10 protein-coding genes are annotated in these 12634 nt (G+C 40.7%); 6 read left to right on the top strand and 4 right to left on the bottom strand.

The genetic code is table 11. The features are described from left to right. Window positions 1-59 precede the first annotated feature (59 nt). The 6 genes from BLQ18_RS03430 (at window position 60) to BLQ18_RS03455 (ending at window position 9085) form a co-directional block, all read left to right on the top strand. Window positions 60-3185 carry a VPS10 domain-containing protein gene (locus tag BLQ18_RS03430; protein WP_090292632.1) on the top strand — a complete coding sequence of 1042 codons (3126 nt, stop codon included), beginning with the start codon at window positions 60-62 and terminating at the stop codon, window positions 3183-3185. 19 nt (window positions 3186-3204) lie between these two features. Beyond that, window positions 3205-3750, top strand: coding sequence for a CopD family protein (locus BLQ18_RS03435; RefSeq protein WP_090292634.1), 546 nt, complete (start codon window positions 3205-3207; stop codon window positions 3748-3750). Between the two features lie 194 nt (window positions 3751-3944). Next, window positions 3945-5360 carry a sensor histidine kinase gene (locus BLQ18_RS03440; RefSeq protein WP_090292636.1) on the top strand — a complete coding sequence of 472 codons (1416 nt, stop codon included), beginning with the start codon at window positions 3945-3947 and terminating at the stop codon, window positions 5358-5360. 39 nt (window positions 5361-5399) lie between these two features. Then, window positions 5400-6182: an enoyl-CoA hydratase-related protein gene (locus BLQ18_RS03445; protein WP_090292637.1), complete on the top strand. Its 783-nt coding sequence runs from the start codon at window positions 5400-5402 to the stop codon at window positions 6180-6182. Between the two features lie 25 nt (window positions 6183-6207). Then, complete coding sequence (locus tag BLQ18_RS03450; RefSeq protein ID WP_090292641.1) at window positions 6208-7767, top strand: hypothetical protein; 1560 nt, start codon at window positions 6208-6210, stop codon at window positions 7765-7767. A 244-nt stretch (window positions 7768-8011) separates the two neighbouring features. Continuing rightward, window positions 8012-9085 carry a PA0069 family radical SAM protein gene (locus BLQ18_RS03455; protein WP_090292643.1) on the top strand — a complete coding sequence of 358 codons (1074 nt, stop codon included), beginning with the start codon at window positions 8012-8014 and terminating at the stop codon, window positions 9083-9085. A gap of 156 nt (window positions 9086-9241) precedes the next feature. On the opposite strand, the gene BLQ18_RS03460 is transcribed toward BLQ18_RS03455, so the two are convergent. The 4 genes from BLQ18_RS03460 to BLQ18_RS03475 form a co-directional block, all read right to left on the bottom strand. After that, window positions 9242-10666, bottom strand: coding sequence for a Gfo/Idh/MocA family protein (locus BLQ18_RS03460; protein WP_090292645.1), 1425 nt, complete (start codon window positions 10664-10666; stop codon window positions 9242-9244). A gap of 50 nt (window positions 10667-10716) precedes the next feature. Then, window positions 10717-11373 (bottom strand): HD domain-containing protein, encoded by a 657-nt coding sequence (locus BLQ18_RS03465; RefSeq protein ID WP_090292648.1) that lies wholly within the window; start codon window positions 11371-11373, stop codon window positions 10717-10719. Further along, a complete protein-coding gene (locus BLQ18_RS03470) occupies window positions 11373-12107 on the bottom strand; it encodes a lysophospholipid acyltransferase family protein (protein ID WP_090292650.1) in 735 nt (244 codons plus the stop codon). Before BLQ18_RS03470 ends, BLQ18_RS03465 begins: the two co-directional genes overlap by 1 nt. Before the next feature lie 79 nt (window positions 12108-12186). Next, window positions 12187-12597: a BrxA/BrxB family bacilliredoxin gene (locus BLQ18_RS03475; protein WP_090292652.1), complete on the bottom strand. Its 411-nt coding sequence runs from the start codon at window positions 12595-12597 to the stop codon at window positions 12187-12189. Window positions 12598-12634: the final 37 nt, after the last annotated feature.

Here is a 12634-nt window from a genome sequence, read left to right on the forward strand (position 1 = left end):
AAAGCCCTTATGTTTTTCATAGGGGCTTTTGCTTTAAAATATTTAGAACACCTATCATCATGAAAAAAGGATTACTACTCTTGCTGTGCGGCTTTTGGGGGATGCTAGCCTTTGCACAGACCGCAAACGAATATTTTGACCCCATGAAATTTAGGAACATTGGCCCATTTAGGGGTGGTCGTTCCGTAACTGCAAGTGGTGTGGTCGGTGACCCGCTTACTTACTATATGGGTACCACGGGAGGTGGACTTTGGAAAACCACCAATGCAGGAGGTCAATGGGAAAATATTTCCGATGGTTATTTTGAACTGGGTTCTGTGGGTGCCGTATCGGTTTCCCAATCCAATCCCAATATTGTGTATTGCGGCATGGGGGAACATGCACCAAGAGGGGTAATGACTTCTTACGGAGATGGAATGTACAAATCCAATGATGCAGGAAAAACCTGGGTCAAATTAGGATTGGAAAAAACGCAGCATATTTCCCGAATCATTATCCACCCGATCAATCCCAATATTGTTTATGTAGCTGCTCAAGGTGCTTTGTATGCTCCAAATGAAGAAAGGGGAGTATACCGCTCCGAGGATGGAGGAAAAACTTGGGAAAAAGTGCTTTATGTGGATGCAGGAACGGGAGCCGTAGAGCTTTCTATGGATGCCAATAACCCTTTGGTGCTGTATGCCGCTATGTGGGAGCATCAACGCAAGCCCAATAAAGTGATCAGTGGTGGACCAGGCAGTGGATTGTACAAAAGTACCGATGGCGGTGATACTTGGAAAGAAATGACAAATGGTCTACCAGAGGAAAAAGGAAAAATGGCCATTTCGGTGAGTCCTGCAAATTCAGATAAAGTGTATGCTCTGATTGAAAGTGACTCCAATAAAGATAAAGGAGGTTTATTCGTTTCCAACGATGCTGGTGATAGCTGGCACATGGTGAGTGGCGACAACCGATTGGTGCAACGTGCTTGGTATTATATTGAGGTGTTTACCGATCCCAATAACGAAAACACGGTGTATGTGCTGAGTGCACCCATGATGCGTTCCGAAGACGGAGGAAAAACATGGGAGACCATTTCGGTTCCCCATGGTGACACACATGATCTTTGGTTCAACCCAGACGATTCCAACAATATGGTCATGGCGAACGATGGTGGTGCAACCATCACGTTTAATTATGGGAAAGACTGGTCGTTATTGGACAACATGCCAACGGCTCAGTTTTACAGAATAAACACCGATAATCTTTATCCATACAATATTTATGGAGGGCAGCAGGACAATACTTCGGTTAAAATTGCTAGTCAATCCATGGGTCGATGGAGCATTGGCAGGGAAGATTGGCATTACTCCGCAGGGGGTGAAAGTGCCTTTTTGGCCTTTGATCCAGATGACCCTCGCTATGTAATGGGAGGAAGTTATTTGGGAACTATTGAGTTGCTGGATATGGAATCCAAAATGTCGAGCAATATTATGGCGGCACCCATCCAATATTTGGGTCGTGATGCCCGTGACATGAAATATCTTTACAACTGGAATGCACCCATTATTTGGTCCAAGCATGAACCAGGCACTTTTTACCATGGAGCGCAATTGGTGTTGCGAACTCGAGACAATGGGGTGAATTGGGAAGAAATATCACCCGATCTTACCCGCGACCAAGATGAATTGCAAGGAAAAGGAGGCGGTCCCTACACCAATGAGGCAGTAGGTGCCGAAAATTATGGAACCTTGGCCTATCTTATCGAATCACCTCATGAAAAAGGGGTGTTGATCTCTGGTAGTGATGACGGTTTGGTACACATTACCAAAAATGGAGGTGAATCTTGGGAAAATATTACCCCAAAGGGTTTAAAGGAATGTTTGGTGAACGCTATTGAAGTTTCTCCACATGATCCAGCAACCATTTATATAGCTACCACCCGATATAAATTCAATGACTATACGCCAGCGATGTACAAGAGTACAGACTATGGAAAAAGTTGGACCAACATTAGCGAGGGAATTCCCTATGGAGCTTTCACCCGAGTAGTGCGAGAAGATGCAGACCAAAAAGGATTGTTGTACGCAGGTACCGAAAAAGGTCTTTACGTGTCTTGGGACGATGGTAAAAAATGGGAGCCACTACAATTGAATTTACCTAAAACTCCTATTACCGATTTAAAAGTACACCAAGGGGATTTGATCGTGGCTACTTCAGGTCGATCTTTCTGGATTTTGGATAATATTACCACCCTTTCACAATACAAAGGTGACACCAAAAGCTTAAAACTATACAAACCAGAAACTACCGTTCACGGATCTTGGGGCAGTCAATTGAACAGCAGCTCCAAAAGCGTAACAGGCACCAGTACATTTGAAGGGGTAAACCCCGCCAATGGAATGGTAATTTATTATAATCTTCCTGAGAAATTGGACAGCACAGACCTTACCATGGAAATTGTGGATAGCAAAGGAAAAGTGGTTCGTAGTTTGACTTCCAAAAAAGATGAAAGTTTTGTTCCGCACAATGGAGGTGGTGCACCACCAGCCCCAACTTTAGGAAAGGACAAAGGATTGAATCGTTTTGTGTGGGATTTAAAAACACCAATTGTTCCTGGTGTTCCAGGAGTTTATATCGAAGCGAATTTTACAGGACACAAAGTGCCGCCAGGAACCTATACCATCAACCTAAAGGTTGGGGATGAAACCGTTTCCACCCAAGCATCCATTATCAAAACACCAAATACCGAAATTACCCAAGAACATTTTGAGGAATACCACAGCTTCATGTCAGAAATCGAAGCCAATGTGACCGATATGCACAACAAGGTTAATACTCTTAAAAAAGTGCAAGGTCAGTTAGCTGGATTGTTGAAAGATTTGGAAAATGAAACCTTAAAAGAAGAGGGTAAAGCCTTATTGGAAGCTTTAAAAGCGTGGGACGGTGATATGGTGCAGAGAAAGTCACAAGCGTATGACGATGTGGAGAATTTCCCCAACAAGTTTACCGCAGAGTACTTATTTTTGATGAACCATAGTGATAGTTCGCTTCCGCAGATCAATCAACCCTCAAAGGATAGAAAAGCGGAGTTGGATGCCCAATGGGTCGGTCTCAAACAACGAGCAGAGACCTTAATGAATGCCGATATTCCCAATTTCAACAAAAAACTTTGGGAAAATGGTGTGGGAGCTATTCGATTGTAGAAACTAAAAACAGGATAAATTGCTGTACCCTTATATAAAATCGCTTCATTTGATTTTTGTGGTGACCTGGTTTGCAGGCTTGTTCTACATTCCTAGGCTGTTTATTTACCACATAGAAGCAAATCAAAAACCATCACCCGATAAGGAGATTCTTTCTGACCAATTAAAGTTGATGACCAAAAGGTTATGGTATATTATTACTTGGCCATCAGCAATTTTGTGCACGCTCACCGCCATTTGGTTGTTGATTTTAATGCCAGGATGGTTGGAGCAAGCATGGATGCACGTAAAACTTGCTTTTGTTGTGTTGCTCTTCGGATACCATTTTAAATGCCATCAAATTTTCAAACAATTGCAACGCGATGAGGTCAACTACACCTCTAAGTTCATGCGGATGTGGAACGAGGTGGCAACCATTATTTTATTTGCCGTGGTCTTTTTGGTCATCCTTAAAAGTGCCTTCAACTGGATCTATGGCATTGTTGGCATGTTTGTGTTGATGATTCTACTCATGCTTGGCATTCGATGGTACAAGAAAGTGAGGGATAGAAATCCTAATGCATAAAATTTCAAGCGCAAGTTCAAGGTTTAAGTTCAAATTCAAGTACATGTTTCAATGAAATACGGATACTTGGGTTTGAGCTTGATTCTTGCACTTTAACTTTACCCCTTGTTTGGCTCAATAATTGCTTAAATTTAACCTTAAATCAAGCCAATTTGTTCCGAAAGCTATCCTTAAGGTCCCGTATTTTCATTTCCATGATCACTTTGGTGGTGGTTGCCTCTGTCTTAATTGCAGGGGTTACAGTGTATCAATACAAGGAGCAATCTAGAGATTACCATGATGTTCGGCTTGAGCGGAAAGAACAACAAATCTTGCGAAGTATCACCTATGCTCTTCGTGAAACCACTTACCCCATAAACACCGAAAATCTCGGCCTCATTTTCAGTGAAGAAATCTATAAGATTGCCAATATTCAGGATTTAAACTTCAATATTTATGATCTTGAGGGTACTTTGATCAAAAGCTCCAGACCAAGTTTTGACACCGATTCCATTTCCGCCTGTTTGGATTCAGAAGTATTGAATTATTTAAGGGAAAGTGGAGAATCTAGATTGGTCGAAGAAAAACATGCCGCTGGGGAAGATTTTCAAGCTTCATACACCTACTTGTTGGATCTAAAGTTCAAACCCATAGGGATTTTGAACCTGCCCTATTTTGAGGACAATTCCTTCAATAACATGGAATTGCGGGAGTTTTTGATGCGATTAGGATTGGTTTATCTTTTAATGTTGATAGTGGCCATTATTTTGGCGTATTTCATCACCAAATACATTACCCGATCGCTCCAGACCATTTCGGATAAAATCAATAGAACGAATTTGACCAGACAGAATGAGAAAATCTATATTAATAGTCCTGGGGAAGAAATTGGCACTTTGGTATCCTCGTACAACCGAATGATTGATGAATTGGAGGAAAGTGCAGTAAAATTGGCTCGTAGTGAACGGGAACAAGCATGGCGCGAAATGGCGAAGCAAGTGGCACATGAAATCAAAAATCCATTAACGCCCCTTCGGTTGACCGTTCAAAGTTTTGAGCGCAAATTCGACCCCAACGACCCCGATATAGATAAAAAGGTACATGAGTTTTCCAATACGTTGATACAACAAATCGACACCATGAGTAATATTGCCACGGCCTTTTCAAGCTTTGCAGATATGCCAGCACAACAAAATGAGACGTTGAATGTGGTGAATGTAGTAAAATTGGCCTTGGAAATTTTTAATGAGGACTATATTCATTTTATAGCGGATGAAAAGGAAATCATTGCCAAATTAGATCGAACCCAATTGATTAGGGTGGTAACGAATTTGGTAAAAAATGCCATTCAAGCTGTTCCCGATGTAGAAGCGCCTCGCATTTTGGTTACGGTTGCCTCGGCGGGTGATAGGGTTAAAATTTCCGTGGCGGATAATGGAGTGGGAATCTCAGACGATTTCAAACACCGTGTTTTTGAACCTAAGTTTACCACCAAATCCAGTGGTACAGGACTTGGATTGGGAATGGTAAAAAACATAGTGGAAAACTACGGCGGAACAATTAACTTTACTTCTAAGCAAGGAAAAGGAACCGTTTTTACCATTGAGTTTCCAAAGGAACATTCAACGTAATGACTTGCAAAAATTCAATTTAAATCTACAACTTCGCATATGGACTTCGAAAACATTTATATTGAGGAAGAGAACAATTTGGCCACTATTACAATCAATAGGCCCAGCAAATTGAATGCACTCAACCAAAGAACCATAAAGGAACTTCACGTGGCATTTAAGGAGTTGGATGAAGACCCAGAAATAAAGGTGATCATTGTTACAGGCAGTGGGGAAAAGGCCTTCGTAGCAGGTGCCGATATTTCGGAATTCGCCAATTTTTCAGTGAAAGAAGGCCGACAACTGGCGGCCATTGGCCAAGAAAAACTATTTGATTTTGTGGAAAACTTGACCACACCTGTTATTGCGGCCATCAATGGCTTTGCCTTGGGAGGCGGTTTGGAACTGGCTATGGCTTGTCATTTTAGAATTGCCAATAGCAATGCTCGAATGGGGTTGCCTGAGGTTTCATTGGGAGTAATTCCAGGGTATGGAGGTACGCAACGCCTTCCTCAACTTATCGGTAAGGGCAGGGCCATGGAAATGATCATGACAGCGGGTATGATCGATGCCGACAAAGCTTTTGCTTATGGTTTGGTGAATCATGTGGTTTCCCCTGAGGAATTATTGCCAGTCTGTGCCAAAATAGGGAGCAGGATATCGAATAATTCGTCTGTGGCCATAAAATATGCAATAAAAGCGGTAAATGCTGGTTTTAGGTATGACGCTGATGGCTTTTCGGCTGAAATTGATGCCTTTGGTACTTGTTTTGGAACCGACGATTTTAAAGAAGGAACCTCTGCATTTTTGGACAAGCGCAAGGCAGATTTCCCTGGATCGTGATCAGTGGCCTTAACCAAGCCAAATCATGACTAAAAACCTACTATTTACCCTGTTTTTTGTATGTGTTGGTATCGTTGCCAGTGCGCAAAAGATGCCTGTTTCCTACGATTTTGGAGAAAAATACCAAGACCGATATCGTTACTCCAATCTAATGACGATTGATGAAGACGCATCAGGAGGTTATATTTTGGTGCGAGCCTATTATCAAGGTTTGATTTTGAGACCCAAAGGGTATCTCATAGAACATTACAACAAAGATCTTGAACTGATCAATGAGTTCAACTACAAACTCAAGGGGATGGATTTTGTGGATGGATTTCTCAAAAACGGACAATTACATTTACTTTTCATTAATTACAACCAAACTCAAGGTCAGTACGAATATTGGGCACACACCAGTCCCATTATCAATTTTAACTTTAGGGAGAAGAAAATACTATCCATTGCTTCTGAACAGGTGGAGAATCCTGTAGGTAAAAACTATTACAATCGAAATTTTTCCAATGGATTTACCACAGCAATTCTGTTCAATGAGGCCAAAACAGGATTCGTGATCAGTACCCATCATAAAAAGGGGAAACAGAACAAGCATATGATCCATTTGTTCGACACCTCGTTGAATCAGCGTTTCGAACATGATTTTTCCGATGAGATAGAAGAAAAAAATTATGCTTTTGAAAATGTCGCTATCTCCCAAGACCTTCAAACAGCTTATATAGTTGGAAAGGCCTATTTTAAGCGAAAACGTTTCCGTGTAGATGAGCGTAAATTCCAATATGAACTCATAAAAGTCAACTCCACGGGAAGTCAAACCCAGTCGTTTGTAGATCCTGGAAAGTATCCTGAAGCACTTTTCCCAATCAATATTAAAGACAGACTAGTCTGTGTCGGATTTTATGCTGATAGAAAAGATAATCGGTACAATGGGATCGCTTATTTTGATCTAGATCCAAGTACTTTAAACATCAAAAGTCAAAAGTACAATCCCTTTTCGCAGCAGTTTATGGACGATAAATTTGGTAGAGAGGGAGATAAGGAGATCAAAAACCTAATTTTTAAAAGTGTGGTAGTTTCTCCTGAAGAAGAGATCTTATTTAATGCCGAAGAATACTTTGTGACCTCAGGATTGGAGGTTACGGGTGCAGGCCAGCGCGTAAAAATTGAAAGGTATCATTATAATGATATTGTAAGCGTGAAACTTGCTCCCGATGGAGCATTGGATTGGGCAAGAAACATCAATAAAACCGAAGTGACCCAAGGTGACGGAGCCTATGCCTCCTACAGTTCGTACTATAAAAATGGGAAAACATATTTCTTCATTTGTACAGCCTCAGAATCTCCTGATCTGATCAATAACGAACGACTTATTTTTAAGCAGGGTTTTAGTCGAAACCGTAATGTGTTCATTATTTCTTTGGATGAAAATGGAAGTATCGACTACGAGAAAATCATCGATTCCAAGGAAGCTCGTCTGCCGTTGATGGTTTCCAAACCCCTAAAGGACAAAAGAGAAAACAAGATGCTCTTTTACGCTAAACAGGGTAGTAAAAAACAATTGGTGAAAGTTGATTTCAATGATCAATAGACAATTTTTCAATAACCAATAAGACGTTTGTTGTTTGTTGTCATTTCGAGCGCAGTCGAGAAATCTCTTTTTTAATCCTTGACTCTTCACGCTCAACCCCGTTTCGAGCAATTCGTGTCATTTCTTTTTTTTATCTAAGAAACAAGACAAAGGACGGGTGGCTATCCCCTTTCACCTTTCACCCTTGACTTAAATTCAATCTTGATATTGGAAATAATCCATATATTTGGAATAAAACCAATTTTTGTCCACAAAGGAACATTTAAAGGGGAGGGGCGCCCAACAGAATACACCCAACAAGTTTCTACAGCATTTGTATGAAACAAGGGAAGATTTTTTAGAATTCTGCCGATTGGAAGGTGAGGAAATAGAAAGCAATACCACCCAATACATTCCCATTTTTCCAAAGACAATTGTGAACAAAGTCACTAGTCCAGATGTGGGTATGACTTTTTCTTTAAACCCTTATCAAGGCTGCGAACATGGTTGTATTTACTGCTATGCTCGAAACACACATGAATATTGGGGCTATAGTGCTGGTTTAGATTTTGAAAGGCGTATTTTGGTAAAAAAGTCAGCGCCAGAATTGTTGGAAGTCAAGCTCAAAAGTAAAAATTGGAAAGCTACAACAATTGTGTTGTCTGGAAATACGGATTGCTACCAACCCGCAGAACAGAAGTTTGGATTGACCCGAAAATGTTTGGAGGTGTTTTTAAAATATAGACACCCTGTAGGTATCATCACTAAAAATGCTTGGATTTTAAAGGATTTGGATATTCTTAAAGAGTTAAATCAATATGGTTTAATAGGTGTAAATATTTCGGTGACTTCGCTGTCTGAAAACACTAGGAGAATTTTGGAACCACGCACGGCATCTATTCAGAAGCGATTAAAAACCATTAAGGTATTATCGGAAAATAATATTCCAGTAAATGCAATGTTGGCACCGATGATTCCAGGCATAAACAGTCACGAATTATTGCCCTTGGCCAAAACAGTTTCTGATAATGGAGCATTATCTTTTGGATTGACGGTGGTTCGATTGAATGGAGCAATCGGCCAAATATTTACAGATTGGATACAGAAAACTATGCCAGACAGGGCGGATAAGGTATTGCATCAAATTCAAGATTGCCATGGCGGCTCCTTAAACGACAGCCGATTTGGAACCAGAACCAAAGGAGAGGGTAAAATAGCCGAGCAAATTCATGAAATGGCACAATTGGCTCGGAAAAAATATTTTGCGGATAGAGTTTTTCCTAAACTCAATCATGACTTACATGAGAGCTACAAAACGGGACAGATGAAATTGTTTTGACAACTATGGTCAATTAACAAGTGTCAAATACAAGCTCAAAAAGCAGCATTTTTGGAAATATTCGAGCGAATTCGTGAAATTCGAGTCAAACCAAAAAGCGCAGCAAAGGCCTTGAATTAGGTTCTCGACTGCGCTATTTTGAGTTATAAATAATGGTTATTTCAATTCCCAACCAGAACGGTAATCTCGGGTTACCCATTCATTGGCTTTATCGTAGTTGGTTATCTTCATGTTTTCACCATCCCACAATAGTTTTCTCCTACCAGGAGAATTATATGGATTCCAGTCCCTAGCCGTTTTTCCTTCTTGCAATTCCTTGTATTGGTATGCTTTAACAGCCAAATTACCCATTAACACAGTTTCGGTCAATTTTCCAGCTTTTTCAAAATTGGAAGAGGTAGAAGTTCCATTTAAACAACCATCCACAAAATTGGCTACGTGTCCTTCCATACCTCCAGGTACTCTTGGGTATTTTGGTTCAGGTGCCTTGTAAAGATCCATCATGTCGGATGGCAATAAGCGTGCATTTCTAGAATAGGTATCGCACACCAAAATTCCTTTTTCACCATAAATTACGGTTCCTCCACCTGTATCACCAATAGTTTCACCATCCTTTAATTCATCTGGAAGATCTGGTTTAAGACCGCCATCGTACCAGTTCAAGGCAATATCACCATGGTGTTCATGTTCAAACTTCAAATGTATTTTAGAAGACGGAGGGCAAGAATGGCTATAATCAGCTTCCACAAAATCATCCACCCAAACTGTAGTGCAACTAGCTTCCGCCTCAGTTGGATAGCCTAGATCCAATACGCTAAAAGGTGTTTCCATGATGTGGCATCCCATATCACCTAGAGCTCCAGTTCCAAAATCCCAGAATCCTCTCCATTTAAAGGGAAGATAAGCGTTGTTATAATCGCGCATGGCTGCTGGGCCTAACCAAAGATCCCAATCCAATTCTCTTGGAATACGATCTTTTTTGGTGGGCATGGGAACACCTTGTGGCCACACGGGGCGGTTGGTCCAACAGTCGATGGTGTGTACCTTACCAATAATACCAGATTCTACCCATTCACGGGCAATTCTACTATCATCGCTCGATGCCCCTTGGTTTCCCATTTGGGTTACAATCCCATTTTCTTTCGCCACTTTGGTCATCAAACGAGCCTCGTAGATATTATGGGTCAATGGTTTTTCCACATAAGCGTGTTTCTTTTCACGCATAAAAGGTAAAGCGATAGTGGCATGAGTATGATCGGGAGTCGCCACCATAATGGCATCGATATCGCTCAATTGCTCATCATACACCTTACGGAAGTCCTTATATCTTTTTACATCAGGAAATAGATCATAGGTCTCTTTCGCGCGTCGGTCATCAACATCGCAAAAAGAAACAAATTTTACTTTTCCTGTATCGTTGAATCCTCGAAGTACACCATTACCTCTACCTCCAACACCAAAACCAGCTACGTAAAGCGTATCACTGGGAGGAACGTGGGTTTTTCCCAATACATGACTGGGTACAATTGAAAAAGCAGCCGAAGCAGCTGCCGCATTTTTAATGAATTTTCTTCTTTGCATTTTGTTTAGTTTGATTTATGCTACCACAAGATACAAAAAAGCAGGTGGGGTTAGTTACCGTTCCATTCCTTATAAAACTGATCAAGGTAGGCCAGCATAAACTGATGTCGCTCTTCAGCCAATTTTTTACCAGTTACTGTGTTCATTTTTTCCTTTAGTAGCAAAAGCTTCTCGTAAAAATGATTGATGGTGGGTGCTTTGGAAGCTTTATACTCTTCCTTGCTCATGTTGAGGTTAGGCGGAATGGATGGATTGTAGAGTTCCCTGTTTTTAAAACCACCATAATTGAAAGCTCGGGCAATACCAATCGCTCCAATGGCATCCAATCGATCTGCATCTTGCACTACTTGAAGCTCTATTGAAGAGAAAGCTTTACCATTATTTTCTAAGCTATTCTTAAAAGACATGTGTTTGATGATGTTCACCACATGATCGATAATATTTTCAGAGACTTCTTGACCTTTTAAAAAGGTTTGGGCCACTTTTGGCCCCACGGATTCATCTCCGTTATGAAATTTAGGATCCGCAATGTCATGTAAGATAGCGGCCAATTGCACAACAATTTCGTTTGCTTGCTCAGATTTTAAAATGAGTTTTGAGGTGTTGAAAACCCGCTCAATATGGAACCAGTCATGTCCACCTTCGGCATTTTCCAGTTCTTTCTTTACAAAATCAATGGTATTTTGTACCAGTTGGTTTTTATTCATTACTTGGTAATTACCCCTGAAACTATCTGTTTTTCAACCTTTGCGATCAATTCATCCACATTGCCCTCGATTTCCATGGGAGGATGTACTTTAAATTTTACATAGGAACCCAATCCCATCGGGAATTGTCCAAAGCGCAATAATTTCCAAGAATTATTTATACTGATAGGTACAATTAAGGCCGAAGGTGCATTTTTTATCATCACTTTTAGCCCTGTAGTGCGAAAAGGCTTCGGAACTCCAGTTCGGCTTCGGGTTCCTTCGGGAAAAATTACGGCACTTCTTTTATTGGCTTCAATATATTTACCCAGTTTCTGCAACTCTGAAATGGATTGTTTTGGGTCTTTTCTATCAATCAAAGCGGAACCTCCATGCCTTAAATTATAGGATACACTGGGAATGCCTTTTCCTAATTCTATTTTACTCACAAATTTTGGATGGTGCCTGCGCATGTACCAAATAATGGGCGGAATATCGTACATGCTTTGGTGGTTGGTCACAATAATTAATGGTCGGTCGGTTGGAATTTGTGGATTGTTTTCAAATTTATAACGGGTACCCAAAATGTTGGTGCACCGCATTAAAGTCCAATTAAGGACAGCAACACTTTTTTTATGGGCATTATATCCAAAAACATTCAGGCAAATCCATTGAATAGGATGAAATATGACCAAGGCCAAACCAAAACATATGAAGAAAATGATGGTTAAGGGGTAGGACAGTAGTTTTTGCACGGTCGTTACGTTTAGGTTGGTGTAAAAATAAAAAAACCACCCTTAAGGGTGGTTAATCTAATCGGTTTTGAAAGTGGATTTAGCAAAACTCGTTGTAAGCTTCCATCAAATTTTCAGCGATAAGTTCAGCTGGTCTACCTTCAATGTGGTGTCTTTCGATCATGTGAACCAATTCCCCATCTTTAAACAAGGCCATACTTGGCGATGATGGAGGAAAAGGAACCATGTGGTTTCTTGCGGTTGCAACAGCTTCCATATCTACTCCAGCAAATACAGTTACCAAATTATCTGGAGTTTTGCTGTTTTGTAGGCTTAATTTAGCTGCAGGTCTGGCGTTGGCCGCAGCGCATCCACAAACAGAATTCACCACTACCAAAGTAGTTCCATCCTTTTTTAGGGCGTCGTTTACAGCTTCACTTGTATGTAGTTCTTCAAACCCTGCAGTGGCCAAATCTGCACGCATAGGTTTTACTAATTCTTCTGGATACATAGTACTTTTTTTAATTATGCCTCAAAGATAAGCTATT

Origin of the sequence: Flagellimonas zhangzhouensis (assembly GCF_900102925.1) — a bacterium.
In the GTDB taxonomy this organism is placed as follows: Bacteria; Bacteroidota; Bacteroidia; order Flavobacteriales; family Flavobacteriaceae; genus Flagellimonas; species Flagellimonas zhangzhouensis.